The 26,691-nt window shown below is 39.1% G+C and carries 26 protein-coding genes and 2 pseudogenes; 26 read left to right on the forward strand and 2 right to left on the reverse strand.

Annotation, left to right across the window (positions count from 1 at the left end; genetic code table 11):
- Positions 1-14: 14 nt before the first annotated feature.
- A complete protein-coding gene (locus P163_RS05960) occupies positions 15-401 on the reverse strand; it encodes a DUF302 domain-containing protein (protein WP_034888661.1) in 387 nt (128 codons plus the stop codon).
- Positions 402-538: 137 nt separating this feature from the next.
- On the opposite strand from P163_RS05960, the gene P163_RS05965 reads away from it, so the two are divergent.
- From P163_RS05965 to P163_RS06020, 12 genes are all read left to right on the forward strand, one after another.
- A complete protein-coding gene (locus tag P163_RS05965) occupies positions 539-910 on the forward strand; it encodes a hypothetical protein (protein ID WP_156100664.1) in 372 nt (123 codons plus the stop codon).
- A gap of 68 nt (positions 911-978) precedes the next feature.
- Positions 979-1,380: a DoxX family protein gene (locus tag P163_RS05970; RefSeq protein ID WP_034888666.1), complete on the forward strand. Its 402-nt coding sequence runs from the start codon at positions 979-981 to the stop codon at positions 1,378-1,380.
- Positions 1,381-1,382: 2 nt separating this feature from the next.
- Positions 1,383-1,805, forward strand: a complete 423-nt coding sequence (locus P163_RS05975; RefSeq protein WP_034888668.1) for a DsrE family protein — start codon at positions 1,383-1,385, stop codon at positions 1,803-1,805.
- A 137-nt stretch (positions 1,806-1,942) separates the two neighbouring features.
- Positions 1,943-2,329 (forward strand): hypothetical protein, encoded by a 387-nt coding sequence (locus tag P163_RS05980; protein WP_231556166.1) that lies wholly within the window; start codon positions 1,943-1,945, stop codon positions 2,327-2,329.
- A gap of 199 nt (positions 2,330-2,528) precedes the next feature.
- A complete protein-coding gene (locus tag P163_RS05985; RefSeq protein WP_034888671.1) occupies positions 2,529-6,929 on the forward strand; it encodes a CusA/CzcA family heavy metal efflux RND transporter in 4,401 nt (1,466 codons plus the stop codon).
- Between the two features lie 33 nt (positions 6,930-6,962).
- Positions 6,963-8,162, forward strand: a complete 1,200-nt coding sequence (locus tag P163_RS05990) for an efflux RND transporter periplasmic adaptor subunit (RefSeq protein ID WP_034888672.1) — start codon at positions 6,963-6,965, stop codon at positions 8,160-8,162.
- An 81-nt stretch (positions 8,163-8,243) separates the two neighbouring features.
- A complete protein-coding gene (locus tag P163_RS05995) occupies positions 8,244-9,467 on the forward strand; it encodes an MFS transporter (RefSeq protein WP_262489663.1) in 1,224 nt (407 codons plus the stop codon).
- Between the two features lie 58 nt (positions 9,468-9,525).
- On the forward strand, positions 9,526-9,780 hold the full coding sequence (locus P163_RS06000; RefSeq protein WP_034888675.1) for a (2Fe-2S) ferredoxin domain-containing protein: 255 nt from the start codon (positions 9,526-9,528) through the stop codon (positions 9,778-9,780).
- A gap of 75 nt (positions 9,781-9,855) precedes the next feature.
- Positions 9,856-10,071 carry a hypothetical protein gene (locus P163_RS06005; RefSeq protein ID WP_034888677.1) on the forward strand — a complete coding sequence of 72 codons (216 nt, stop codon included), beginning with the start codon at positions 9,856-9,858 and terminating at the stop codon, positions 10,069-10,071.
- A 53-nt stretch (positions 10,072-10,124) separates the two neighbouring features.
- Positions 10,125-10,814 carry a HupE/UreJ family protein gene (locus tag P163_RS06010; protein WP_034888679.1) on the forward strand — a complete coding sequence of 230 codons (690 nt, stop codon included), beginning with the start codon at positions 10,125-10,127 and terminating at the stop codon, positions 10,812-10,814.
- A gap of 11 nt (positions 10,815-10,825) precedes the next feature.
- Entirely contained in the window at positions 10,826-11,458 is a 633-nt protein-coding gene (locus tag P163_RS06015) for a hypothetical protein (RefSeq protein WP_034888681.1), read from the forward strand.
- 385 nt (positions 11,459-11,843) lie between these two features.
- Positions 11,844-12,419 (forward strand): PepSY domain-containing protein, encoded by a 576-nt coding sequence (locus P163_RS06020; protein WP_034888683.1) that lies wholly within the window; start codon positions 11,844-11,846, stop codon positions 12,417-12,419.
- A gap of 10 nt (positions 12,420-12,429) precedes the next feature.
- Here the strand turns inward: P163_RS06020 and P163_RS18535 are convergent.
- Positions 12,430-12,585: pseudogene (locus P163_RS18535) on the reverse strand (IS1595 family transposase); the annotation flags it as partial.
- Between the two features lie 42 nt (positions 12,586-12,627).
- Between P163_RS18535 and P163_RS18805 the strand changes: the two are divergent.
- The 14 genes and pseudogenes from P163_RS18805 to P163_RS06090 form a co-directional block, all read left to right on the forward strand.
- A pseudogene (locus P163_RS18805) lies at positions 12,628-12,765 on the forward strand (arsenical-resistance protein); the annotation flags it as partial.
- 59 nt (positions 12,766-12,824) lie between these two features.
- Positions 12,825-13,220: a hypothetical protein gene (locus tag P163_RS06025; protein ID WP_231556167.1), complete on the forward strand. Its 396-nt coding sequence runs from the start codon at positions 12,825-12,827 to the stop codon at positions 13,218-13,220.
- Between the two features lie 95 nt (positions 13,221-13,315).
- Positions 13,316-17,716, forward strand: a complete 4,401-nt coding sequence (locus P163_RS06030; RefSeq protein WP_034888685.1) for a CusA/CzcA family heavy metal efflux RND transporter — start codon at positions 13,316-13,318, stop codon at positions 17,714-17,716.
- A gap of 16 nt (positions 17,717-17,732) precedes the next feature.
- A complete protein-coding gene (locus P163_RS06035) occupies positions 17,733-18,989 on the forward strand; it encodes an efflux RND transporter periplasmic adaptor subunit (protein WP_034893986.1) in 1,257 nt (418 codons plus the stop codon).
- Positions 18,990-19,104: 115 nt separating this feature from the next.
- A complete protein-coding gene (locus P163_RS06040; RefSeq protein WP_034888687.1) occupies positions 19,105-19,443 on the forward strand; it encodes a P-II family nitrogen regulator in 339 nt (112 codons plus the stop codon).
- Between the two features lie 15 nt (positions 19,444-19,458).
- Positions 19,459-19,881 (forward strand): Fur family transcriptional regulator, encoded by a 423-nt coding sequence (locus P163_RS06045; RefSeq protein WP_034888688.1) that lies wholly within the window; start codon positions 19,459-19,461, stop codon positions 19,879-19,881.
- Positions 19,882-19,925: 44 nt separating this feature from the next.
- On the forward strand, positions 19,926-20,279 hold the full coding sequence (locus P163_RS06050) for an STAS/SEC14 domain-containing protein (protein WP_034888690.1): 354 nt from the start codon (positions 19,926-19,928) through the stop codon (positions 20,277-20,279).
- Positions 20,280-20,754: 475 nt separating this feature from the next.
- Positions 20,755-21,111, forward strand: a complete 357-nt coding sequence (locus P163_RS06060; RefSeq protein ID WP_034888692.1) for an STAS/SEC14 domain-containing protein — start codon at positions 20,755-20,757, stop codon at positions 21,109-21,111.
- Between the two features lie 65 nt (positions 21,112-21,176).
- Positions 21,177-21,446, forward strand: coding sequence for a zinc ribbon domain-containing protein (locus P163_RS18810; RefSeq protein WP_081891302.1), 270 nt, complete (start codon positions 21,177-21,179; stop codon positions 21,444-21,446).
- A gap of 107 nt (positions 21,447-21,553) precedes the next feature.
- Complete coding sequence (locus P163_RS06070) at positions 21,554-22,096, forward strand: hypothetical protein (protein WP_034888697.1); 543 nt, start codon at positions 21,554-21,556, stop codon at positions 22,094-22,096.
- 19 nt (positions 22,097-22,115) lie between these two features.
- On the forward strand, positions 22,116-22,553 hold the full coding sequence (locus tag P163_RS06075; RefSeq protein ID WP_034888699.1) for an MgtC/SapB family protein: 438 nt from the start codon (positions 22,116-22,118) through the stop codon (positions 22,551-22,553).
- A gap of 62 nt (positions 22,554-22,615) precedes the next feature.
- The gene (locus tag P163_RS06080; protein WP_034888702.1) at positions 22,616-23,506 is read left to right on the forward strand and encodes a bestrophin family protein; all 891 of its coding nucleotides are present in this window, start codon (positions 22,616-22,618) and stop codon (positions 23,504-23,506) included.
- A gap of 12 nt (positions 23,507-23,518) precedes the next feature.
- Positions 23,519-26,047 (forward strand): heavy metal translocating P-type ATPase, encoded by a 2,529-nt coding sequence (locus tag P163_RS06085; RefSeq protein WP_034888704.1) that lies wholly within the window; start codon positions 23,519-23,521, stop codon positions 26,045-26,047.
- A 174-nt stretch (positions 26,048-26,221) separates the two neighbouring features.
- Positions 26,222-26,566 (forward strand): four-helix bundle copper-binding protein, encoded by a 345-nt coding sequence (locus P163_RS06090; protein ID WP_034888707.1) that lies wholly within the window; start codon positions 26,222-26,224, stop codon positions 26,564-26,566.
- The last annotated feature ends 125 nt before the right edge of the window (positions 26,567-26,691 follow it).

The raw sequence follows: 26,691 nt of genomic DNA on the forward strand, positions 1-26,691 counted from the left end.
CTACAATTGAAAACTTAAACCTTGTCCATCACTTGTTTTAACTTATCTCCAATCTCCTTGGCGATGCTCTCTAAATCTTTATTTTTTACCGCCTGCATGGATGCCATTGGATTTACTGCGGCCACCTCTATTCTTCCATTTTCCAATTCTTGGACAATCACATTACAAGGTAACATAGTACCTATCTTATCTTCCGCTTTTAAAGCTTTGTGTGCATAGGGAGCGTTGCAGGCACCCAAAATTCGATATTTTTTAAAATCTACATCTAGTTTCTTTTTTAAGGTTGCCTTAATATCTATTTCCGTTAATACCCCAAAGCCTTCCTTTTCCAATTCATTTGTAACTTTTTTAATAACTTCTTCAAATTCTCCAGTTACCGTTTTAGCAAAATAATATTCCATAATTTTCTTTCTTTTTGATTATTACCTTTAAATATAAGGCTATTTGAATAGACATTCGGTAACCATTGTTACACAAGCTCCATGAATAATCTTTATGTAACAATAGTTACATGGAGTAGAGGTAAAATCATATATATTTGAAAACTTTTATGCTCGGAAAACAATATATAGCGATAGTTCTGGTGATGGTTTTTTCAGGAAAGCTGATCACGGTAGATTCTGATATAATAGGTTTAATACTGAAAACCGATGAGGTAGTTCTGCTTAATCCTTTCTGTGAAAAGAAAAATAATAGTTTGAATAAGACGGTCGACAATATAGAAACCTCCTCTCCAATTCAAATCTTGAAACTGGCCAGAATCTGTTCAAATAATTATCAGTATACAGAAGAAATTGAAATTCCTGAAACCCGAGACCTTGATTTTACGAAATTCGTATATATAAGGCCATTGGTTATAATTATACATCCCGGAAAATTATATCCTCCTCCAAAATATTCAGTAGTATAATACTTGATAAAAGGTTTGGAAATATTTGATTTTCCAGACAAATTTATTCACAATAACTATTGAATCTTATGAAAACAACTATTTCAGTTTCCTATAGATCGGTTCAGCTGTTCCGTATTTTATTGAGCGGTATATTTTTGGTGGCGAGTTTTAATCATATTTTAAACCTCGAAAAGACTATAAACCGAATTGACCAAGCTAGGTTTAAAGGAATTGCCTATTTTTTAGGCAATCCCGAATATTTAATAATCATCTCTGGAGTTATAATGATGATTGCAGGATTTTTGCTTTTAGTTGGTTATAAAACCAAATGGGCTGCAATGGCACTAGCGGCTGTTTTAGTTCCAATAACCTTGACCGTGCAGGTTGGACAAATACATACTTTAGGCCCTCTTTTTAAGAATATTGCAATTTTAGGGGGATTGCTATTTTTTATATTAAACGATATACAAACATTTCAAAAACAATAACTATGAAAAAGCTAATTTTAGGTTTAACTATTCTAGCACTAACATTTACCAGTTCTCTAAATGCACAAACTACTAAACAAGAACAGCATTCACATAATTATGTAGTGCTTACAAAAAAGATCCCTCAACTTCAGCCTATTATTTTAACAGCAGAGGCTCTAGCGGAAGAAGATGGAAAGAGTTTTGGCGATTTTCAAGCGATCATTTGTGGAAAAACTGTTGAAAACCTTACAGATAAAGAAATGATGAAAAGCTTTATAGAAAAAGCAGAAAAAGCCCATGTGAAAATTGTAGTATGCGGATTATCTTTAAAAAAATTCAAAGTCAATAAAGAAGATATTCCACATGAGTTAGAAGTAGTGGACAATGGCTTGTTGCATAATTTTCAACTTCAGAAAAAAGGCTATTTGAGTATTGAGCTTTAATAACAGATAACTAATTTGTAATCCCCCTGTGTATTAATAAATCAGAGGGGATTGCGAATAGTTAAAATTTTCGTACTTTAAATTTACCTAAAGTGTAAAAAAATTTCATAAATTCGCTGCTTTATCAAACAATTGCATTGAAGCTATTTAGAAATATACTGTTCTTTGCAGCAGCCTTCATTATGATAGGCCACGACATCGTGCCTCATATTGATGCTGAAGACGTTTCCACTGCTTCTGAAATAGGTTCTCAACAAATAGCTCAAGAACATCTAGAGCTTGGCCATATTTTTGAGCACTTTCAGCATTCTTTGAATGAAAGAAGCTTAAAGTATGTAACGGGCACCATTAAAAAGCTAGATGTAAAAATTAAAATTTTTCAAAACTCGCCTTTAAATGTTCACATTGACAATCAAGAAATTTGGTTCGCGAATTTTGAAAAGCAACGTTTTCGGGATTATCCTATAATTCCATATTTTTCGGCATTACCTTCCCATACCCTTCGGGGGCCACCTTCTTGTTAATTTCTGAAAGTGTTATATACACTCAAGCATTTTTGAGCTTGATGCTGCTTATATCACGATTTAGTTATGCAATATTCTTTTGTCATAGCTACCATTAATTATCTTTAGTTTAAAAACCATAGTCTTTTAAAAAACGTCTATGAAGTCAGCTCTTGGTGTTTCATATTTTCGTTTTCCATCTTAAAATTCTTCTACTATAATGTTAGATAAAATCATTCAATTTTCGATCAACAACAAACTTGTTGTCGGAATATTAACCTTGTTCCTTATAGGCTGGGGAGTTTATTCCCTAACAAAACTGCCCATAGATGCCGTACCCGATATTACGGACAATCAGGTAATGGTCATAACCGTTTCCCCTACCCTTGCAGCTCAGGAGGTAGAACAACTTGTAACATTTCCCGTTGAACAAACAATGGTAAGCATACCTGGGATAAAGGATATGCGTTCTTTTTCCCGCTTTGGGCTTTCCATTGTAACCATTGTATTTGAGGAAGATACCGACCTCTATTGGGCACGACAGCAAGTTCAAGAACGCTTGTCTTTGGCAGCTAAAAATATACCTGAGGGTGTGGGAGAGCCTGAAATGGCACCCGTAACCACTGGGCTGGGTGAAATATATCAATATGTGATTCATCCCAAAGAAGGATATGAGGACCAATACGATGCAACGGAGCTGCGCTCTATACAGGATTGGATTATCAAACGGCAGTTATTGGGAACGCCTGGTGTTGCTGAAGTCAGTGGTTTTGGAGGTTTTGTTAAGCAATATGAAATTGCGATAGACCCCGATAAACTTCAAAGTGTGAACGTTACTATCGAGGAGATTTTTACCGCCCTGGAAAAAAACAATCAAAATACTGGTGGGGCTTATATTGATAAGGGACCCAATGCCTATTTCATACGTAGTGAAGGCCTCGTGAATAATTTACAAGAGCTAGAGAAGATTGTTGTTAAAGTAAGTAATGGAACGCCAGTACTAATAAGGGATGTTGCCAAAGTACAGTTTGGTCACGGTGTACGCTACGGGGCTGCTACTCGAAATGGAGAAGGCGAAGTGGTCACGGGGATTGTAATGATGCTAAAAGGAGCAAACTCTTCCGCAGTTATTAATGCTGTAAAGGATAAAATTGAACAGATTAAGGAAACCTTGCCCGAAGGGGTGACCATTGAGCCGTACCTGGATAGGAAAAAATTGGTGGATCGTGCGATAGGAACGGTGACTACCAATCTTACGGAAGGGGCGTTGATTGTGATATTTGTACTGATTCTCTTTCTGGGAAATTTTAGGGGTGGATTGATAGTGGCTTCTGTTATACCGCTCTCAATGCTTTTTGCAATATCAATGATGAACCTCTTTGGGGTCTCGGGAAACTTGATGAGTTTGGGCGCAATAGATTTCGGTCTTATCGTAGATGGGGCGGTAATCATTGTTGAATCTGTGATGTTCGGGATTCATACCAGTAAAAAGAAGTATGCCGGAGTTGAAAAATTATCTTCTGAACAGATGGATACCGAAGTAAAACGATCTGCTGGTAAAATGATGAATTCCGCAGCATTTGGACAAATAATTATACTCATTGTGTATTTACCCATTATGGCTTTAAGCGGGGTAGCAGGAAAAATGTTCCACCCAATGGCCCAAACGGTTTCTTTCGCCATTTTGGGAGCATTGATTTTATCGCTTACGTATGTTCCGATGATGTCTGCCCTTGCTTTAGGCCGTAAGACGGAGCATAAAAGGAATTTTTCCGATAAGATGATGGATTTCTTTCAGCGTCTTTATAGACCTATTATAGAAGCCGCCCTTCATGCAAAGCTTTTGGTAATTGGATTGGCAATAGGATTATTCGTTATTACGCTGGTAGTGTTCGCCAATATGGGTGGTGAGTTTATTCCGCAGTTGGACGAAGGGGATTTCGCAGTGGAAACCCGAGTGCCCGTTGGGAGCTCTATTGACCAAATGATCGATGTTTCCCAAAAGGCCCAGACCATATTATTAAATGAATATCCAGATGAAGTAACGCAAGTAGTCAACAAGATTGGTTCAGGGGAAATACCAACAGACCCTATGCCTATTGAAGCAGGAGATATGATGGTAATCCTGAGTCCCAAAGAGGACTGGACAAGTGCAGAAGGAAGAGAAGGTTTGATAGAGAAAATGCAGGAATCCTTATCGGTTATTCCAAACGCTACTTTTAGTTTCCAGCAGCCTATACAAATGCGTTTCAATGAACTTTTGACAGGTGCAAAACAAGATGTTGTAATCAAAATTTATGGCGAGGATCTTAATATTCTTTCAGATCTAGCCAGCAATGTTGGTAGCAAAATAAAATCCGTAGAAGGTGTGGAAGATTTATATGTGGAGGAAATTACAGGTTTACCGCAGATAAATATTCAAATGGACCGTGATAAGATATCCCAGTATGGGATGAATATCGAGGATGTAAATAATGCTATCGAAACTGCGTTTGCGGGTACTTCTGCTGGACTTGTATATGAAGGAGAACGCCGTTTTGATCTAGTGGTTCGATTGGATAAGGACTACCGAACTGATATCACCGATGTACAGAATTTATATGTCAGCACTCCAGAGGGAAGGCAAATTCCGCTTAGTGAGGTAGCCAACGTTTCCTTTGAACCTGGACCTGTACAGATTCAACGTGATAATGCCAAAAGGCGTATTACCATAGGATTTAATGTGCGTGAAAGGGATGTTCAGAGCATAGTCGATGATATTAAACAGATTATGGGTGCTAATGTTGATATGCCGGCTGGCTATTATGTAACCTATGGCGGACAATTTCAGAACTTAAAAGAGGCAAATCAAAGATTGATGATCGCTTTACCAGTAGCCTTATTGCTTATTCTAATACTGCTCTATTTTGCCTTCGGTTCAATAAAACAAAGTTTGCTCATTTTTACCGCGATACCATTATCTGCCATTGGAGGTGTTTTTGCACTTCTGATACGAGACCTTCCCTTCAGTATATCGGCTGGGATTGGATTTATTGCATTATTTGGTGTGGCCGTTTTAAACGGTATCGTGCTGGTAGCTGAATTCAACAGGCTTGATAAAGAAGGCGTGACCGATATTTATGAACGTGTTCTTAAGGGTACGCGCGTGAGGTTGAGACCGGTATTGATGACCGCCACGGTAGCGGCCTTAGGTTTCTTGCCGATGGCATTGTCATCATCATCTGGTGCAGAGGTGCAGCGGCCACTGGCCACTGTGGTAATAGGTGGGCTGATTACAGCTACAGCGCTAACACTGATTGTTCTACCCGTCCTGTACATTTATTTTACGGAAGGCAAGGTCAAATTCAATTTTAGAAAAAAGAAAATAGCCACCACTTTAATTGTAATCGGTGGTATGTTTTTTCCAGCGACGCAACTTCAAGCACAGGAAACAAATCAAGCGCAGGAGCGTAAACTTACTTTAGAGCAAGCCATTGAAATTGCCCTTCAAAATAATAACCGCATTAAGATCGCGCAATATGAAATAGATGTTGAAAAAACGGGAAAATATGGCGCGATTACCATACCCCGAACAGAATTTTCCTATTCAAGAGGCGAATTTAATACACCTACGTTGAAAGACAACCTATATGGCGTTACTCAGCGAATTAATTTTCCCACGGTTTACACCAGTCAATTCAAGTTGGCGAAAGCCAGGGTCAATAGCAGTGAGCAACTCAAGATTATAGAGAAAAATGAACTGATTGCGGATGTTAAATCTGCCTATTTGAGGTATATGTTTCTAATGGAGAATGAACGTTTGTTGCAGCGTCAAGATAGTCTATACAGTAATCTTGACCGATCCAGTTCAATGCGTTATAAAACAGGAGAATCCACAAAGCTGGAAAGTGTGACCTCGGCCACACAATCGATGCAAATAAAAAATAAGCTTCAACAGAACGAAGCCGATTTGAGAATCGCCAAAAAACGCTTACAGGTAGTATTGAACACCAATGATAATATAAGTGTTACAGACACTGAACTTGTTCCTAACGAGATCGATTTGGATATTGAAAGTCAGTCGGTGGAACAAAGCCCCCCGTTCGTTTATTTAAAACAACAATTGGCCGTAAGAAAACGGGAGACCAACGTGGAGAGGAACAAAGTTTTACCCGATCTTATGTTCGGTTATAACAGTCAATCCTTTATAGGCGATCAATTTGTAAATGGCCAGGACATTCAATATGATAATGGTGATCGGTTTTCCTATTTTCAGGTAGGCATGGCTATCCCTATTTTTCCGGGAGGGCATCGTTCCAAGATAAAGGCGGCAAAAATCGAAGAGGATATCGCCCAATCCCAACTTGAGCTGAACCAAACCCAATTACAAGGAGAACTACAAAGTTTGTTACAAGAATACTATAAACTTCAAGGCACGCTCAATTACTATCAAAATGAAGCCCTGCCACAAGCAGAGCTTATTATTGACAATTCGGAAAAGAGCTTTAAAAGTGGGAACGTTTCCTATGCACAGTACTTGCAGAACCTCACTTTGGCGAATACCATCCAGACAGAATATCTAAACACCCTCTATCAATATAATCAGTCCATCATTGTAATAGAAGCCTTATTGGGCTTGTAAAAATCTTAATGATATTATATAAAATATAAAAAGATGAAAATTAAATTCAATACAAAATTCCCGTTGCTCATTTTATCAACCTTATTGATCGTAGCGTGTGGCAACAAGGATTCAGAAAAAGTGGAAACTTCCGCAGAAGCTTCTATGCCAAAAGAACAACCTGCTGCAAACGGGGCCAAACAGGTCACTTTTACAAAGGATCAATACAATCTTGCCGGAATAGAAACCGGACAGATAGAAATGAGAAATCTTAGCAATATTATTAAACTCAACGGTGTTATTGATGTGGAGCCCAAAAGTATGGCCTCTGTATCTGCACCTTTAGGAGGTTATTTAAAAACTGCCGGGAGACTGCCGGGGGAAGCGATTAAAAAAGGGCAGGTCTTGGCTACGATCGAAAATCCTGAATTTATCCAAATACAACAGGATTATTTGGAAAGTTTAAGCAGGCTACAATTTCTTGAAGAAGAATATAACCGCCAAAAACAATTGCGGGAAGAGGATATCAATTCGGCAAAAACCTTTCAACAGGTTTCCTCAGATTATAAAATAACGCAAGGTCGCGTTAAGGCATACGAACAACAGCTTGCGCTGGCGGGAATCAGTAGAAGTAATGTCCAAAATGGCAACATAACCCGAACTGCCAACCTTTATGCCCCTATTACAGGTTTTGTAAAAGCGAGCAATGTAAACATCGGTGATTATGTATCCCCACAAGATGTGCTTTTTGAAGTAGTTAATTTGGACGATATTCATCTGGCATTGAACGCCTTTGAAAAAGACCTGGGAAAAATTAAAGTAGGCCAAACCGTAAAATTCTCCCTTGCCAATGATAATAAATTCAACCGTACCGCCGAGGTTTTCTTAATAGGAAAAGCTACCGGAAGCGATCGTATCACACCAGTTTACAGCCATTTAAACAAAGAGGACAAAAAAGGATTATTACCGGGAATGTACGTGAAAGCTTGGATCGAAAGCGGTACAAATAAGCAGATGGCGATCCCTTCTGAAGCTATTGTTCAATATGAAGGGAAAGATTTTGTAATCTTTCAAACCGAAAATTCTGATAGCGGCTATACATTTAGATTGGAACAGGTTAAAAAAGGAATTGAGCAGGAAGGGTACACGGCCATAACTTTTGCTGAAAGTGCTGATGTCAACAGTTTTAAGCCTGTGACCAAAAATGCTTATTCCATCTTGTCTGCATTGAGAAATTCTGAAGAAGAAGAGTAGTCCCAATTTGAAAAATAATTTTAAGATATCAGGATAAAAATCGGCAAGGCTATATCCAAATTAATAGAACCCTTTCAAGCACTGCAAAATAAGCTGTTTGCGAAGGTATATCTCGCACAGACCATCAGCCTGTTGGGGGATGCCTTCACTTGGGTCGGTTTGGCATTATTGGCCTATCAATTTGGGGAAGGCAGGGCTGCGATAATTTTGGCCACTGCCCTCACATTGCGGGTAACCGCCTTTATCATCTTTTCACCTTTTGCAGGTGTACTAGCAGACCGGATAGATCGAAAAAAGATTCTGTACACGACCCACTTTATTAGGATGGGACTTGTCGCCTTGCTACCGTTCATTACCGCCGAATGGCAAATTTATGTCTTGGTATTCCTTATGAATGTTTTCAATGCTTTTTTTAGTCCTACTTATAGGTCTATAATTCCACAGATAGTTGACAAGAAATTATATCGGCAAGCTATTGGTCTATCGGCTGCCACGTATCAGTTATTGGGAGTTTTAGGGCCAGGATTGGCAGGTATCCTTGCAGTTTGGTTGGGTGCTCGCGAAATATTTTTGGTCGATGCGGCCACATTTATTGTCGCGGGCATTTTGCTTTTAACCCTTCCAAAAGATTTCTTGAATGTACCTAAGGAAGATATTTCGAAAAAACAACTTACAACTTGGCAAGATGTAACCAAAGGCATTCGACTTTTGTTTCAAAACAAATACATACGTTTTGCGCTTTTCATAGAACTGGTAACAGCGATGGCCGGAGCTTTTATATTGGTGAATACAATCATTCTTGTAAAAAGCGGATTGGATCTTACCGATAAGGATTATGGTTTAATTATGGCTGCCTTCGGTATTGGTGCAACAGTCGCTGCTTTCGTTTCTGGTGCTATAGATAAATCCAAATCGAGGCAGGTTTCCTTAGTATTGGGAGCATTAGTATTGGGTCTAGCAATTAGTGCCGCAAATTACCTGAATTTTTCCCTGCTCTTTGCATTTTGGATCGTTGCAGGTTTAGGGCAAAGTTTGGCGGAAATTCCTTCAGAAACCCTTATAGGAGAGAATATATCAGATAGTGAACAAGGAAAAGTATATGGCTCCCATTTTGCGTTTTCACATCTTTGGTGGGCATTCGCATATCCGATAGCCGGGTTTTTGGGAACCAATTTCCTCGAAAAGGAATTTCTCTATGGAGGAATTATCACTTTGTCGTTGTTGCTGATTGTATTTCTGTTTCTTAGACCAAAAGAAACTATTAGAAATTCAGATCAAATAAAATCGAAGGCAATTTTACATTAATATTTGCTATGAAAAATTTAGCATTAAAAATTGAGTGTTCATTATAAACAATAACATTATGGAAGATTCTAAAAATAATAAACCCGTCATTTATCAGTGTAACGGAGCAAACTGCCGAAAGAAAAAAGGAAAACGCTTAGAATACTATATAAAAAAATATAACCTAAAAGATAAAATGGAAGTTGAAAAAATGGATTGTAATGATAAATGCCAACAGGCTCCTGTGCTTCATCTTCATCCAAGTGATATATGGTTTTCGGAAAAAGATTTAGGAACAATTTTTAAAAGATATATTTTAAATAAAAAACACTAAAAATATTTTTATGAAAATAAATTAAAGAACATAGCTTAATAAATTTTAAACACTAATAACAAAAATCAATAAATCATGAAAAAAGTATTTTTTATTATAACAGTTGCATTAACCACCCTATTTGCATCTTGCAAGGAACCAAAAACGGAGGCACCTTCTCCAGATGTTTTAGAAAATGTTAACAACGAAAATAAAACAGAAAGATTAGAGAATCAGGATAGCATCCAAATGGCCCGCAAAATGAAAATGGATAGTATAGAGCAGGTTAAATCCCACGGGCACGCACATTAATAATTAAAATCCCATTGTGCCTCAAGTTGCAATGGGATTAAATCTAATTTATTATGAAAATAAAAAAGATAATATCCTTTCTGGTATTAACTGTTGTTTGCGCATTTTGCACTACCGCATTTGCGCACGGTGTCGATGAAAATACCCAAACATTTTTATTGGGAAATAATGGTGTTGCCTTCGGGCCATTTTTATACATAGGAGCTAAACATATGATTACAGGTTATGACCACCTATTATTTTTGGTAGGGGTTATATTCTTCCTTTACAAACCAAAAGAAGTTTTACTATATGTAAGCTTTTTTACCATTGGTCACAGTACCACCTTACTTTTAGGAGTTTTAGCCGATATCAACATTAATGCTTACTTAATCGATGCAATTATAGCGCTATCTATTGTCTACAAAGGATTCGATAATTTAGGCGGATTTAAGCAGTTCTTTGGTAAACAGCCCAATACAAAGGCAGCAGTTTTGATATTCGGTCTGTTTCACGGTTTTGGCCTTGCAAGTAAATTACAAGAATTCAAATTCGACCGAGAAGGCCTATTTACAAACTTAATTGGTTTCAATATAGGTGTAGAAATAGGACAATTTATTGCTTTAGCGGTAGTATTACTTCTTATCACGGTATGGAGAAGACAACCTAGTTTTATGAAATTTTCAACAATTACAAATACAGCACTTATGGCCGCTGGGTTTTTACTGCTCGGCTTTCAATTAACAGGCTACTTTACATCTTAAAAAAAATAACTATGTCAGAAATGAAGCATCCAATATTGGAAAAAAGTAAAATTATTAAAGCGACCCTAATTTCACTTCTTGTTGGTGCGCTGTTATTAGTAATAGCAGTATTACCAGCAGAATTTGGAATGGATCCTACAGGGGCTGGAGAACTGTTGGGATTTAGCAAGCTTTACGTTCCCGAAGAAGCCGAAACAAATAGTTTAGGAGTTATTGCCGCAAATCCTTCTACCCAAATAATCAAGCTAGAAAAAGCAGGTTCAGGGCCTACTGTGGAAAGACCTAAAGAGGCCGATAATCCTCCTCCAACTACTCAATTAAGTTTACAGGAAGATGAAACCAAAGTGGTTGTACCAGCAGGAAAAGGAATTGAATTTAAAATAAATATGCTTAAGCATGGAAAAATGAAATACGAGTGGACTACCACGAATGGGGAGATACTCTATTTCGATTTTCACGGGGAAGTAAAGCAAGAAAAAGAGGTAAAGGAAGTTTACTTTGAAAGTTACACCATTGCCAACTCCAATAATATGGTGGGTACTTTTTTTGCTCCTTATGAAGGAAAACATGGATGGTTTTTTAGAAATACCAGTGATGAGGATGTAGAGGTGAACTTAAGGTTAAAAGGGCAGTACGCATTATAATTTTAAGTCCTGCAAATGGAAGGTCAATTTCTAACCCCACTTGAAATAGCCTTCCATTTAGTAGGCACAAATTATGTTTATATAGATTCATAACAGATTCCTCATTGAAATTGAGATATATTATTAGTAATGATTTTATAATAATTTATCTAAATCACTATTTTCGGTTGTATTGTTTCCAAATTGAAACAAATAGGTTTTAAAGTACATAAGCATAAAGAACTTTATTTTGAATTTCAAAGCTCAATGGTTGTGGTTATTTTAGGTGGTTTGTTTTCCACTAAAGTTTTAAATTTGGTTGTAATTCCTTGTGTACTCAATTGGTAGTTCCTGAAAAATGCAATATAAATAAAGTCAGCCGTGCGACAAATATAAATACATTGAAATGGCAGTAAAAAATACACGAAAGAAACAAGCCAAACTGCTACGCAATACGCGAAAAATACATCGCATTATGGGTATTTTCCTATTCGTATTTTTTATTTTTATATCGGTATCTGGTGTATTATTGGGATGGAAGAAGCACAGCGGCGGGGTGTTGTTGCCGGCAACTACTAAGGGAACTTCTTCGAAATTGGTAGAATGGCTGCCTCTGGCAGATTTAGAGCAGAAAGCCTTTAAAGTGCTTCATGACTCTGTAGGAAAAACACTTTCCCTAGAACTGGACCGCATAGATATAAGAAAAGAAAAAGGCATTGTGAAATTCATTTTTGCAGAGCATCTCAACAGTATTCAACTGGATGGTACCACCGGAGATTTGTTGCAGATAGGAATTCGACGAGCCGACTTTGTAGAGCAGGTTCACGACGGCTCTATTCTGGACGATTATTTTAAAACGCCTAATGGAATCATAAAAGTGAGTTATACCAGCATTATGGGCGTTTCCCTTTTTCTGTTCTCAGTAACTGGTTTCTGGCTCTGGTATGGGCCAAAACGCATGAAAAACAAAGCGAGGAAATAAATTTATTGAGTTATACGTTTAGCGACTGTTTTATGCTTCCTTGAAATATTGGATTAGCGGCAACCATTCTTTCTATTGTTTGGTGAAAGATACTTTGTTTGCTCTTTGAGCGGTTTACCCTAAAACAGAACACATCAAAGTAAGATTGGATATGCCATTTATTTACTTACATGGTTCGGAATAGCCCTCAACTATGATTTCAATTGATTTCGGACTAAATTCAGGACAAGCATTTGCAGGAGTAACTGGGCCGTTGGTTGAAGTGCCTGCATTGATTTTATTGGTTCGAGTTTCATTTTGGCTACAGAAAAAAATATTATCAATAAAGAAAAAGTTCGTGAATTGATATTGATAGCTAATTTGCACAACCTGTGCATCGATAAATTTGTATATTTGTCAAACTTTATGAAAATACTTGTTTCCATATCGATGTCGTTTCTATTCTTTTTTCAAGGAATGGCTGCCAATATGGAAGTTTGTGAGCAAATTGAAGAAATTTCACATTTTATCGCGCATTATCAAGACCATAAAGAAAATGATGGACTTTCTTTTTTTGAATATTTTTATGAAGATTACATAAATGATGATGGCAAATTGGATAACCACCATCCAGATTCAGACCACGACAATGAGCCTGTGCATATAAGCCATCAATGTTGTCAACATTTTGTTTTCTTTGCCCCTTTTCAACTTGCGTTAATAAATACGCTTTCCCCCGAGGCTAAAAATCACTATAATCATTACACTTTCCAATTAAATTCCAGATATCTGGAATCTCTTTTCCAACCCCCAAGGGTTTAATGAATTACCTGCAAAGGCAGGTATCTTATAAATTATCGTGGCCCATTTTAATTGTGGTCAACTCACTACTATTTATAATTCATTAAACTCTTTCTATGATTAATAAAATCATTTCATTTTCCATCAATAATAAATTTATTATTGGGCTCTTTATAGTGGCACTTGTTGGTACAGGTATTTGGTCTATGGCCACTATAAACTTGGGTTCTGTACCCGACATAACAAACAACCAAGTACAGGTAATAACCGTGGCCCCAAACTTGGGGACGGAAGATATAGAACAATTTGTTACCTATCCCGTAGAATTGGCAATGGCAAATCTTCCTGATGTTATCGAACTGCGTTCGGTGTCTCGTTTTGGATTGTCAGTTGTTACCATTGTCTTTAAGGACGAGGCTGGCACTTATCTTCCTCGGCAATTGGTGCAAGAGAAATTAACCGAAGTTGCCGGAGAAATCCCCGAAGGCTTCGGCACGCCATTTATGGCACCAATAACTACAGGGCTTGGCGAAATCTACCAATACACCTTAAAATTAAAAGAGGGCTACGAAGATAAATACGATGCTATGGAGCTTCGTACCATACAAGATTGGATTGTAAAACGTCAAATGGCATTAGTACCCGGAGTTGTAGAGGTCAATGCTTTTGGTGGTTATGTAAAGCAGTATGAAGTTGCCATAAACCCTAATAAGCTGAAAAGTTTCGGTATTACAATGAATCAAGTCTTTGAAGCCTTGAAAGTGAACAATGCAAATACCGGTGGTGCTTACATTGAAAAAAACCACCAAGCAAATTTCATTCGTGGAGAAGGTTTGGCACGTAGCATTGAAGATTTGGAAAATACGGTTGTAACCACACAAAACGGAAGCCCTGTTTTAATCCGGGATGTCGCCGAAAAAGTAGGCTTTGGTAATCAGGTGCGTTATGGTGCGTTTACCCAAGATGGACACGAAACTGTTGGCGGACAAATTTTAATGCTGAAAGGCGAAAGCCCAGGCAACGTAGTCGAAAATGTGGAGAAGCGCATTGTAGAAATACAAAAATCCCTACCCGAAGGTGTTTACATAGATACATTTTTAAGTCGAAGTGAACTCATTGGAAGAACCACAAGCACCGTTGAAAAAAACCTTATTGAAGGTTCATTGATTGTGATTTTTGTGCTTGTCTTGCTTTTGGGAAGTTTCCGTGGTGGCTTGATTACAGCTTCTGTAATCCCTTTATCATTGCTTTTCGCATTTATATTGATGAAACAATTCGGAGTGTGGGCAAATTTAATGTCCTTGGGGGCAATCGATTTTGGAATCATCGTGGATGGCGCTGTAATTATAGTTGAAGGTATGGTATTCCACATTCATCAACGGATGAAGAAAACCACAACCGCCATTGGCCAACCTGAAATGGATGAAATAGCCTATGAATCGGCAAGCACGATGATGAATTCAGCATTTTTTGGTCAGTTAATTATCCTTATTGTATTTACACCAATTCTCTTTTTGACTGGTGTAGAAGGAAAAATGTTCCGTCCAATGGCATTTACTTTTGGATTTGCCGTTTTAGGAGCGATTATCCTTTGTCTTACTTATGTTCCAATGATTTCAGCACTATTCCTAAAACCTGCTAAAAATCAGAATAGTTGGTTTGCCAAATTTGAAAACAAGATTGATAGGTTCAGTGATAAAATAATGTCCGGTTTAAACAGAGGGTATGTACCATTGCTCAATTTTGCACTTCGCTTTCGAGCTGGTGTCGTAATTGGCGCAGTTGCTCTATTACTGATTGCAGGATTTATTTTCAGCAATATGGGTGGCGAATTCATACCTAAATTTGATGAGGGCGATATTGCGTTTCAAGCGTTAATAAAACCGGGGAGCAGTCTTACCGAGTCTATTGAGGCTTCAAAAAAACTTCAAAATTTAATCAATGAATTTCCCGAGGTAAAAACGGTAATTTCAAGGATTGGTGTGGCCGAAATACCAACAGACCCAATGCCTATGGACATTGCCGATAGTTACATTATTCTTGAAAAAGATAAGAGTAAATGGACTTCCGCAGATAGCAAAGAAGAACTCATAGAAAAAATTCAAGAAAAAATTTCAGTCGTTCCCGGCGTAAATTTCGTATTTACCCAACCTGTAGAACTTCGTTTTAATGAATTGCTTACAGGGGTTCGTGAGGACGTGGCAATTAAATTGTACGGCGAGGATTTAGAAGTGTTAGCCGACAAGGTACAGGAAATCGCAGCAGTCATCAGAACCGTTCCCGGAGCAGCTGACCTCAATGTGGAAGCTACAAGCGGTTTACCACAAATGACAGTGGTATATAACCGTGCAAAAATGGCACAATACGGTGTAACCGTTGACAAGCTGAATGATTATGTGAGTGCTTCATTTTCTGGAGAACAGGCAAGTGTGATTTTTGAAGGCGAAAAAAGGTTTGATGTGGTCATTCGTTTGGCGAAGGAATTTCGACAAGATATCAACAGTCTTAAAAATCTTTATATCGATTTACCAAACGGAGCGCAAGTGCCTTTAAAGGAGGTTGCAGATATCAGCTATAAGCCGGGACCAATGCAAATTTCAAGGGACAATACCTCTCGCCGTATTTCGGTTGGGGTCAATGTTCGTGGGCGCGATGTAAAATCGATGGTCGAGGAAATTCAGCAAAAATTGGAAACGGACGTGAAACTGCCACCAGGTTATTTTGTAACCTACGGAGGTTCGTTCGAAAACCTTCAACGTGCTTCAGACCGATTAATGATTGTAGTGCCTATTGCACTTTTCCTAATATTCATATTGCTCTATTTTGCCTTGAGTTCGTTCTCGCAGTCCTTAATGATTTATATGGCAGTGCCATTGGCGGCCATTGGCGGCGTGTTTGCACTTTGGATAAGAGGGATGCCTTTTAGTATTTCGGCGGGCGTTGGTTTTATAGTGCTCTTTGGAGTTGCCGTTTTAAACGGATTGGTACTGATAAACAAATTCAATGAACTAAAAGAAAGTGGAATGACAGACTTAAAAAAACGAATATACGAGGCAACACACGAACGCTTACGGCCAATTCTGCTTACGGCAACGGCGGCCATTATGGGCTTTATCCCAATGGCTATCTCTACCTCTGGCGGTGCAGAAGTGCAGCGTCCATTGGCAACCGTAGTTATTGGTGGGTTGATAACAGCAACATTTTTAACGCTTGTGGTCCTTCCTGTATTGTATTATTGGCTTGAATCCCGAAAAGAAAAGAAGGATAATGGTGGTGACGCAAGTTACATTAAGAAAGGCGCAACGGTTATTATTATATTATTGAGTTTGGGAGGTTTTTTAACCTCAAATTCCGCTACTGCGCAGAATAGCCAGATGGCCCAGACCATTACTTTGGATGAGGCTATTGCTATGGGCAGGGAAAACTATCCCACACTTAAGGAAGGGCAAGCGTTTATAGACAGGGAACAGGCGTTGAAGGGCACCAGCTTTGACCTGGGCAGCACTTTTTTATATGCCGGCAGGGAAGACCAAGGACTGAATCAGGGAAGACTGCGTACCTTTGGGGTACAACAGGGAAACATTGACCTGCTTTCCGGGTTTTCAAAATCCAGGTTCTATAAGGAACGCATAAAGCTGGGCGAGAAATTCTATGACCTTAGTGAGCAGCAGTTGGTACGTGATGTGATGCAGGCCTATTACCAGATCGCCTACAATAAGGCACGCCTGAAGCTCGCCGAGAGGTTGGACAGCATCTATGCCAATTTTGAAAGCGCGGCCAAATTAAGATACGATAGCGGGGAGACCGGAAAACTCGCCTACATTTCCGCCACCTCGGAGTACCAACAAATACAGGTGTTGCGGCAACAGGCCTATGACGATATCGAGATCGCCAAAAGGGCACTGAAGCAATATCTGGGGACAGACCGCCCCATCGAAACGATGGATGGGCCTTATGGAACCATAAACCTTATGCCCGTTACTGATAGTTTGGATATAGGGAACAACCCTTTGTTACAGTACGACCTGCAGAACGCAGAAGTGGGCAAGGCGAACGTGAAGGTCGAAAGATCCCAGTTCCTGCCCAAGTTCAGCCTTAGCTATGACAAGCTCAAGTACAATGATTTTACGGGGTTCAATGCATATCAGGCGGGCATCAGTATCCCCTTGTGGTTCCTTCCGCAAAAAAACAGGGTAAGGGCGGCCAAGGCAGATGCCTTAATCGCCGAAAACCAGTATTTGACACAAAAGGCGGTCACCCAAAGTCTTGTATCCCAACTGTACAAAGCACAGGACAAAACGCTGAAGACGCTGCAATACTACGAAGAAGCAGCATTGCCGCTGGCCGAGGAACAATTGACCACTGCCGAATTGGCAAACAAGGAAGGCGAGATAGACTACATTAGCTATATCACCATTCTCAACAGTGCCATCAACATCAAAATAAACCACTTGGATTTCATCAGCCAATACAATCAGCAAGCCATTGAGATACAATATCAATTGGGTAATCTATAACCTTAAAAAAAGAAAAATGAAGAATATACTATTAGTAAGTACCGTATTATTTACACTTATGTTTATGAGTTGTAATGATTCCCAAAAATCTGAACTTGGGCATAACGAAGCCGAAGGTGTATCAAAAACCAATGAAGCTGGGGAAGATGCACACGGCGAGGAAGGCCACAATGAAGGAGAAGAAGAAGGTCACAGCGAGGAAGAAGGCGTTGTGGAACTCACAAAGCAACAGGCCGAAACCATAGGTTTGGAAATGAAACCTTTGGAGGAACGTAATTTAGGGAACAACATTAAAGTAACAGGAACGCTGGAGCTTTTCCCACAGGACAAGGCGAACATAAGTCCTTTTGTTGGTGGAAATGTGAGTTCCATAAAAGTAATCCCTGGAGATAACGTAAAGAAAGGTCAGGTGTTGGCATATATAGAACACCCAGATATCATTGCAATGCAACAGGATTATCAGGAAAAAAATGACGAACTGGTCTTTTTGAAACAGGATTTTGAACGTAAGCAGACCCTTTATGATAAAGGTGTTTCTTCTGGCAAGGAATTTCAGATGGCACAGTCAAAATTTCGTTCTACAACATCCAGCGTCAATGGTTTGCGGTCCCAATTGAGACTGTTGGGCATTAACCCGGACAAAGTGGCGGAAGGCCAGATATATTCCGCTGTTCCCATTACCTCGCCTATAAGTGGGTATGTGGATGAAGTAATGATTAGCCTTGGCGATTACGTGGCACAACAATCTAAAATGTTCTCGATAAGCGACAATTCAAAAATCTATGTCAACTTCAAAGTATATGAAAAAGACATAAAGCAAATCAAGCAAGGGCAACAGATATATTTTTCCACGGCCTCTCGTCCAGATGAACTGCTTAAGGCAACCGTTCGGTCTGTAGGTAAAACTTTTGAGACAGACCCAAAAGCTCTGGAAGTTCTGGCAGATATTGAAAACAAGGATAAAAACCTATTGCCAGGTATGTACGTGGAAGGACGCATAGTGCAGGGCGAGAAAAAAGGTTTTGCCGTACCGGAAGCTGCCATTATAAAAGAAGGCGAGCAATCCTTTATTTTTATTTTGGATGAAGATGAAGAAATGGAAGCGGACAAAATAAAATTTAAAATGATACCCGTAACGGTTGGTATTACTGATTTAGGCTTTGTTGAAGTCAACCTGCCTGCCGAAGTTTCAAAGGACGCCAAAGTTGTCATAAACGGAGCGTATAACCTGTCTTCGGAAATGATCAAGGGCGAACTGGAACACGGACATTAATTCAATAACAATCAAAGATTTTGATTCCGAGTTTGTTTATCGTCTTAATTAGTTAGTTAAAAATTAGAAAATAAGCTCGGTTCAAAATCGATTAAAACATAAAAATATTTTTAAGATGAAAGAAATAAAAGCATTTGTAAAACCGAACCGAATCCAAAGAGTCATTGAAGCACTATCAGATAATGGATTTGAAAGTATGACCCTTTCACAAGCAGAAGGCACGGGCGCATTCAAGTCAAAAGGTGCAAGACCGTCACTGGATTTTCGTATTACCGATAGTCCTGTGGTTAAGCTGGAATTGGTCTGTCAAAATGAGGAAGCCCAAGCTGCTATTGAAATAATAATGGCCAATGGAAAAACCGAAGAGCCTGGAGACGGTATTATTTATCTATCTAATATTGAGGATGCCTTTCAAATAAAAACAGGCGATTCATTAAAAAGATACGACCTATAACCCCTTTTGTAGCGAATGGAAAAAATAGTAAAAAAGTTGGAAAGCAAAGGTATCCGCCCTACGGCAATGCGCCTGATGACCTATAAGCGGTTGGCGCAACTAAAAGTGGCCATTAGTCTGGGCGAGCTCGAAAAAAATTTTGAACGCTCAGAACGGAGCACGCTTTTCCGTACTATGAAAACATTTGAGGAAAAAGGAATCGTGCACCAAATTGAGGATGGTACCGGCATAATTAAATATGCCCTGTGCGAAGAAGACTGTGAATGCGAGGTCGGCAACGACCTTCATTTGCACTTTCATTGCAACAATTGTAATGAGACGGTCTGTTTAACAGAAAATAAAATCCCTCATATCAACTTGCCTGATGGTTATATTACCGAGGATATCAACTTGGTGGTAAAGGGTATCTGCGAAAGATGCAGTGGCAATTTGGATTAAACCTTTGGTTTTTAAATTCAATTATCATTTATAAATAATGAGCAATGATAACAATCTATAAAAAAGAGGCTACTGTATATATGGTAGCAGAGAAAAAGCTGGATGCCAAGGATTATGAAAACTTGATACCAGTCTTAACAGAACATATAACTGCCCATCCGGAAGTTTTCTGGTACATTGAGATGGAAAATTTTGAGGGATGGACCGCAAGTGCGTATTGGAAAGGTGTTGAGCTGAAACTTCCGAACGAGGAACGACTAAAACGGGTTGCATTAGTGGGTAACCCAAAATGGCAGGAACAGTTTACGGAAGTTTTGATACCCTTTACAAGGGCACATATTAAATTCTTCGGCCCAGATGAAAAAAAATGGGCCAAAGAATGGACAGAAAAAGAATAACATAAAAAACGGATATAATATTAATTTAAAAACAGCAACGCTATGATGGGCGATTGGTATTTAGGAGGAATACACTGGATTTGGTGGGGACTATGGATAATCCTCATCTTTTGGATATTTCTCATCCCATATCCCACCCCGGGACAAAAGCGGAAAAAAGACAGTGCAATGGAAATCCTGAGGGAACGTTGTTGCACGTGGTGAAATCGATGAAGAGGAAATTGAAAAACGCAAAAAAGTACTCGAGGCCGATAAAAAATAGGCTCGGCCAGAATGCCAGTCTATGTGAGCCAAGATGCAAGGTCACTTTATTTATATCCGTACGGGTAATGGTACGCTTGAACTCGATTTGCCAGAAGCAATATTACATATAGGAAAAAGAGAAGGCACTTTAAAATTAAAAAAGGAAAAGTAAGTGTAGGTCAACTTGATACTTGCCCTTCCATTGGAAGAAGATCAATATTAAATTTATCAGATGTTACAGATTACAGATATAAAAAGTAAAAACGTAATTACCACGATTGCCAGCGGTGAGCTCAACCAACAGGACTTTGAAAAAATACATCCGCTAATCCATAATATTCTTACAAAAAGATTAAAGGTACGATGGTATTTTGAGATGAACGATTTTCAAGGTTGGCACATAGAAGAACTATGGAAAGATTTCACTAAAGTTGTTGACCACGAAAAGGAATATGAAAAAATAGCATTGGTAGGTGAAAAAAAGTGGCAAAAGTGGGCATCAGAATTTATGAAACCGTTTTGCAATGCCGAAATTAAATATTTCGCTCCAGACCAAAAACAGGAAGCCAAAAAATGGATTGAAATTTAGTCAAAATGGAACCATCTATCGCTTTAAAATTCAAATAACAGTAATAATAATAGTAACGAAATATTATGGGGTTTTTAAAACATTTGTTAGGAGGAAAAGGCAGAGGAGGCCATCATTCAAGGAGGCATAACCGCAAACACGATTATGAAAACAGAGATGTTTATTCAGATTCACGGGTTAAGATTAGATGCCCAAAATGTGATGAGAAAAAAGAAGTAGGTGCGGCCTTTTGTCAAAAATGTGGTTCAGCATTGGGTAAGGGAAAATGTGACAATTGCGGGCAGGATATCCCTATGGATGCCAAGTTTTGCCCTAATTGTGGCATCAAGGTTTAAATAGAAGAGATTGCTGCATCTATGGGTTTATGTCAAAAGTTGATTAATAGCATTAAAAGCAAATGTAGAAGCTACTTTTTTTAAATTATACAAATAAAGAAGATATTATGAATGTTAAACATTTAATTTTAATAATCATATTGGTTAGTTATTATCAGACAAACGCCCAAAAAATTTATACAACGGAAGAAGGTCATATAATGATGATGACTTTGGTTGATGATAAACCTTTCAAAGCAGAAAGCCATAAGTTGGCCCTATATCTTGATTATGAATCCAAAGTGGTTAGCGGTGTACTAGACCTTAAGACTTTATCAACAGATATTCCTGAAATCAATTCCATTTTACAAGAACAGGAAAACCCTTTAATACTCCGGTTCACGGGCACTATTCCTTCTCAGGATTTTTTATCAAAACGCCACGACCCTATTGACTTTAATTGGCCGCTAGATATTAAATTTCAAGGAAGGACCTTTAAATCACAATTTAAAGCAACCATTACCCATATAGAACAGGGCATAAGTATGTCTTGCCTGATAAGTGCAACAGGACAGGTCTTATTGGCAGATACTGGTATGGCTTCCTTAATACAAGGTTTGGATAAGACCATACAAGTACAGTTTGCACAATTAGTATTGAAATTGGAATAACCTTTTAAAAAAATAAAAAATGGACCTTCAAACTGAACTACTGTTATTGCCAAGATTAGGGTTGGCAGTTTTATTGGGGATTTTGATTGGCATCGACAGGGAAACTGATGGCCACGACGCCGGTATCAGAACATATGCAGCTGTATGTCTGGGAGCCGCACTTTTAACAATCATCAATACGCATATTGATGTGGCAGACCAAACTCGGATTGTTGCCAATATCGTTTCCGGCATTGGTTTTCTGGGGGCCGGTATTATTTTTAAGGACAATTCAACCAACTCTATAGTGGGGTTGACCACGGCAGCTACCGTATGGGCAACTGCAGGGGTAGGTATTGCGTTGGGGTTCGGGATGTACTTACTTAGTATTACAAGCACATTACTTATAATCCTATTGCTGATCGCCCGAAAATTGCCCTATTTTAAAATAAGAAAAAATTTCAAGAATAAAACTTAAATCTATAAAACAATCTACATATAAAGCGGGTAATATATCGAATAACCTTTTAAACAATAAAAATGCTACTGAACAAACGTATTTCAATTTTCCACTTCCTCAATACCATAAAATATGATGTATTATTTTTAGGTAGCTACGCAATTCTCGTGGGTTATATGGACCAATATGGCTTTTTAGCAAAAATCTCGATTCCCATTTCGTTAACTGGGGTTTTTGGTACCGCTGTAGCATTATTATTGGGTTTTCGTACTAATCAAGCCTATGAGCGCTGGTGGGAAGCCCGTATTATATGGGGCGCCATTGTCAATGATTCCCGTACATTAATCAGGCAGACAATTTCCTTTTATGACAAGGTAGATGAGCAATATTTGCATAATGTAAAAGAAACGGTAAACCGTCAAATAATCTGGTGCTATGCCCTGGGTGAATCTTTAAGAAACCTCCCGTTTTCGCCCAATGTTGCCGGTTACATAAAATTTGAAGATATCTCTGACCAAAATGTCCCCAATGCAATTCTTTTGAAACATTCACAGGCATTGACCAATGCAAGAAGCGAAAAAACAGTGAACGAGTTTCAACAAATTCAACTAGATAGCACGATAGTAAGGCTCTGCGATTCTATGGGCAAATGCGAACGAATAAAAAACACGGTTTTCCCGAAAGCACATAGCCTATTAATCCATTTGATCATCTATGTATTCGCCACAATGTTGCCATTTGGACTGGATGATAAGAACGTGGTTGTTGAAATCGCTATTACCTTTTTTATACCGATCATTTTTGTTGCCATTGAAAAAACATCCACTTTGATGCAGGATCCTTTTGAAAACCAACCTATGGATACCCCGGTAACCGATTTGGCAACAACCATTGAAATAAATCTCAAACAAATGATTAATAGCGAAGAGGTTCCTAAAAGAGAGAAGTCGAACGAATACTATATACTCTAAAATATCAGTATAATGAAAAAACTACAGTTAAAAATCCCAGTAATCCTTCCGCAAGTTCCTAACGAAAAAGATACTTGTGTTGAACGGCTTATCAATGAACTACAGGCCAAAGAAGGTATTGAAAAAGTGCACGTTGCAGATACAATGGAAGATGCCACGCCACAGCTCTGTTTTCATTATGACCCCGATATCATTTCTATAGACCGCATTCAATCCCTCGCCGAACGGACTGGTGCCGAGATTACCAAAAAATACGGGCATTTGCTCATTGAGGTTAAAGGAATCAGACATACAAGGCAAGCACGCACCATAGAGAAAAGCCTTTTGGCAATCGATGGGGTTTTGGAGGCTTCCGTTTCGCCCTCTGGAATGGTTCGCCTTGAGTTTGATAAAAAGCAAACAAATTTTGATGAAATAAGTAAACAGATTGAAAAGGAAGGCCTTCAGGTTCTGCGGAGTTCTTCAAACGAAAATGATTACACCGAAGCATCCAGAAAAAAACAGGAGCGTTCGAATAAGGAAGAGACTAAAGAGCAAACTTCCACAGAGGGGCACGAGCATAAAGAGGGCGATACCCACGAGGAAGGAGAAGGGCACGCCCATGGTGGGATTTTTGGAAAAAACACCGAACTTATTTTCTCGATTATCTGTGGGGCACTCCTCGGGATAGGCTTTGGGTTCTCGTATGTGGATTCCATCCCTGATTGGGTTAGCCTTGTTCTGTATATTGGCGCGTACTTCTTTGGAGGATTTTTTACCACTAAGGAAGCCGTTCAGACCGTGGCAAAAGGGGGCTTTGAGATTGACTTTTTAATGTTGGTCGCGGCCATTGGTGCCGCCATTTTGGGTGAATGGGCTGAAGGTGCGCTTTTATTGTTTCTTTTTAGTTTGGGACACGCACTTGAACATTATGCAATGAACAAGGCCAGAAAATCCATTGCCGCGCTTGCAGACCTTGCACCAAAAACAGCATTGCTTAAAAAAGATGGAAAGACAGAGGAAGTCGGGATAGAAAAATTGGGCATTGGCGATATTATAGTAGTTAAGCCTAATAGTAAAATATCCGCAGATGGTGTCGTGGTAAATGGAAAAAGTAGTGTCAACCAAGCCCCAATTACAGGGGAAAGCGTGCCAGTGGATAAAGTTCCCGTAGAAGACACAAGCAAGGAATATTCTCAGGATGATGAGATTAAAGATGAAAACCGTGTTTTTGCTGGAACTATCAACGGTAATAACACGCTAGAAGTAAAAGTCATCAAGGAAGCAAAGGATTCTACCCTGTCGCGATTGGTCAAACTGGTCAACGAGGCACAAACACAAAAATCCCCGACTCAGTTGCTTACCGATAAGTTTGAAAAGTACTTTGTGCCTTCTGTACTTATTCTCGTAGGTATTTTACTTTTTGCTTTTTTGGTAATCGATGAGCCATTTAGTGCAAGCTTCTACAGGGCTATGGCAGTATTGGTTGCTGCAAGTCCTTGTGCACTGGCAATTTCCACCCCGAGCGCAGTTCTAAGTGGTGTGGCACGGGCAGCACGTGGCGGCGTGCTTATCAAAGGCGGGCGACCACTTGAGGATTTAGGGGTCATTACCGCCTTGGCTTTTGATAAAACAGGCACGCTTACAGAAGGCAAGCCCAAACTTACGGAAGTAGTACCATTGGGGGATATTGAAGAAAATGAACTGTTGAAGATAGCCGTTGCCGTTGAAAACCTGAGCGACCACCCTTTGGCCAAAGCTGTCGTAAGGGATGGGAAAGAGCGTCTGAAAGGTACTGATATTACCGATGCGTCCGATTTGGAAGCCGTTCTCGGAAAAGGTATCAAAGCTTCTTTGGGCAAGGATAAAATCTATATTGGGAACCTTGACTTGTACGATGACCTAGATGAGGCAAAACCATCCGAAGAAATATCGAATAAAGTAAAAGAACTTGAAGGTGGCGGAAATACCACGATGCTCATAAGAAGAAACAAAGAATATATCGGTATCATCGCCCTAATGGACACCCCACGGGAAGCGGCCAAGGAAACCCTTAAAAAATTAAAGGAAATCGGTATCAAGCGGATGGTAATGCTAACCGGGGACAATCAAAAGGTTGCCGATGCCGTTGCCAAAGAAATTGGATTGACCGATGCCTGGGGTAGTTTATTACCCGAAGAAAAGGTAGAGGCTATCAAAAAATTAAAAGAACAGGAATCCAAAGTCGCCATGGTAGGAGATGGAGTAAACGATGCCCCTGCAATGGCAAACAGTACTGTGGGAATCGCAATGGGCGCGGCGGGCAGTGATGTGGCGTTGGAAACTGCTGATATTGCCCTAATGGCCGATAAGCTGGAAACCCTGCCCTTTGCCATAGGTTTAAGCAGGAAGGCAAAGTCCATTATCAAGCAAAACCTTTGGGTCAGTCTCGGTATTGTTGCTTTACTTATTCCAGCCACTATTTCTGGCTTTGCCAATATTGGTATTGCAGTACTAGTTCACGAAGGTTCTACATTATTGGTGGTGGGCAATGCTTTGAGATTGTTGGCGTATAAGAAATAAAAGATGGCTTAATAAAAAAAATATTGCGAATTATCCGCCTTATCGTCGGAGCAAGTGGGAATTGGAGAACATTTGATTTTGTCTCAAAAATGAATGAAAGATAATACTGGAAAAGGATATTTATTGTCAATCTGGGTAGAAATAGTTCTACATATAATTTAAATCTATTTAATTATGAAAAATGAAAATCATGAACAACTCGTTCAAACCTTGCTAAACTGTGCTTTAGCTTGTGAAAACTGCGCTGCTCAAAGCTTAGCAGAAGGAGAAACCAGAATGATGGAAAGATGCATTCCGTTGGACATTGACTGTGCTGACATTTGTATACAAGCAGCTAGGTTGCTACAGAGAAATTCTGCGCTTGCGCATGAATATCTTTTAATCTGTGAAAAGGCTTGCAGGATGTGTGCTGAGGAATGTGCAAAACACGATCATGAGCATTGTAAGAAATGTGCTCAAGCATGTAATGAATGTGCGGAAGCATGCCATAGGCATCATGGCGATGTGCAGTTAAGCTAATGTAACGAAAAGTATGCGGTGTTTAAGGCATCGCATATTTTCCTTAATGAAAAAACAAAAAAAAATGAAGTGTTAGAAGAGAAATAGAGGGCGAACCAAATTTAAAATATAATATTAAGTCCTGT

It is taken from the genome of Gillisia sp. Hel_I_29 (assembly GCF_000744275.1).
Lineage (GTDB): Bacteria > Bacteroidota > Bacteroidia > Flavobacteriales > Flavobacteriaceae > Gillisia.

Bases quoted from the DNA above. Each gene is read 5' to 3' on its own strand.
- P163_RS05960 (WP_034888661.1), bottom strand. From the start codon at position 401: ATGGAATATTATTTTGCTAAAACGGTAACTGGAGAATTTGAAGAAGTT.
- P163_RS05970 (WP_034888666.1), top strand. From the start codon at position 979: ATGAAAACAACTATTTCAGTTTCCTATAGATCGGTTCAGCTGTTCCGT.
- P163_RS05975 (WP_034888668.1), top strand. From the start codon at position 1,383: ATGAAAAAGCTAATTTTAGGTTTAACTATTCTAGCACTAACATTTACC.
- P163_RS05985 (WP_034888671.1), top strand. From the start codon at position 2,529: ATGTTAGATAAAATCATTCAATTTTCGATCAACAACAAACTTGTTGTC.
- P163_RS05990 (WP_034888672.1), top strand. From the start codon at position 6,963: ATGAAAATTAAATTCAATACAAAATTCCCGTTGCTCATTTTATCAACC.
- P163_RS06000 (WP_034888675.1), top strand. From the start codon at position 9,526: ATGGAAGATTCTAAAAATAATAAACCCGTCATTTATCAGTGTAACGGA.
- P163_RS06005 (WP_034888677.1), top strand. From the start codon at position 9,856: ATGAAAAAAGTATTTTTTATTATAACAGTTGCATTAACCACCCTATTT.
- P163_RS06010 (WP_034888679.1), top strand. From the start codon at position 10,125: ATGAAAATAAAAAAGATAATATCCTTTCTGGTATTAACTGTTGTTTGC.
- P163_RS06015 (WP_034888681.1), top strand. From the start codon at position 10,826: ATGTCAGAAATGAAGCATCCAATATTGGAAAAAAGTAAAATTATTAAA.
- P163_RS06020 (WP_034888683.1), top strand. From the start codon at position 11,844: ATGGCAGTAAAAAATACACGAAAGAAACAAGCCAAACTGCTACGCAAT.
- P163_RS06025 (WP_231556167.1), top strand. From the start codon at position 12,825: ATGAAAATACTTGTTTCCATATCGATGTCGTTTCTATTCTTTTTTCAA.
- P163_RS06030 (WP_034888685.1), top strand. From the start codon at position 13,316: ATGATTAATAAAATCATTTCATTTTCCATCAATAATAAATTTATTATT.
- P163_RS06035 (WP_034893986.1), top strand. From the start codon at position 17,733: ATGAAGAATATACTATTAGTAAGTACCGTATTATTTACACTTATGTTT.
- P163_RS06040 (WP_034888687.1), top strand. From the start codon at position 19,105: ATGAAAGAAATAAAAGCATTTGTAAAACCGAACCGAATCCAAAGAGTC.
- P163_RS06045 (WP_034888688.1), top strand. From the start codon at position 19,459: ATGGAAAAAATAGTAAAAAAGTTGGAAAGCAAAGGTATCCGCCCTACG.
- P163_RS06050 (WP_034888690.1), top strand. From the start codon at position 19,926: ATGATAACAATCTATAAAAAAGAGGCTACTGTATATATGGTAGCAGAG.
- P163_RS06060 (WP_034888692.1), top strand. From the start codon at position 20,755: ATGTTACAGATTACAGATATAAAAAGTAAAAACGTAATTACCACGATT.
- P163_RS18810 (WP_081891302.1), top strand. From the start codon at position 21,177: ATGGGGTTTTTAAAACATTTGTTAGGAGGAAAAGGCAGAGGAGGCCAT.
- P163_RS06070 (WP_034888697.1), top strand. From the start codon at position 21,554: ATGAATGTTAAACATTTAATTTTAATAATCATATTGGTTAGTTATTAT.
- P163_RS06075 (WP_034888699.1), top strand. From the start codon at position 22,116: ATGGACCTTCAAACTGAACTACTGTTATTGCCAAGATTAGGGTTGGCA.
- P163_RS06080 (WP_034888702.1), top strand. From the start codon at position 22,616: ATGCTACTGAACAAACGTATTTCAATTTTCCACTTCCTCAATACCATA.
- P163_RS06085 (WP_034888704.1), top strand. From the start codon at position 23,519: ATGAAAAAACTACAGTTAAAAATCCCAGTAATCCTTCCGCAAGTTCCT.
- P163_RS06090 (WP_034888707.1), top strand. From the start codon at position 26,222: ATGAAAAATGAAAATCATGAACAACTCGTTCAAACCTTGCTAAACTGT.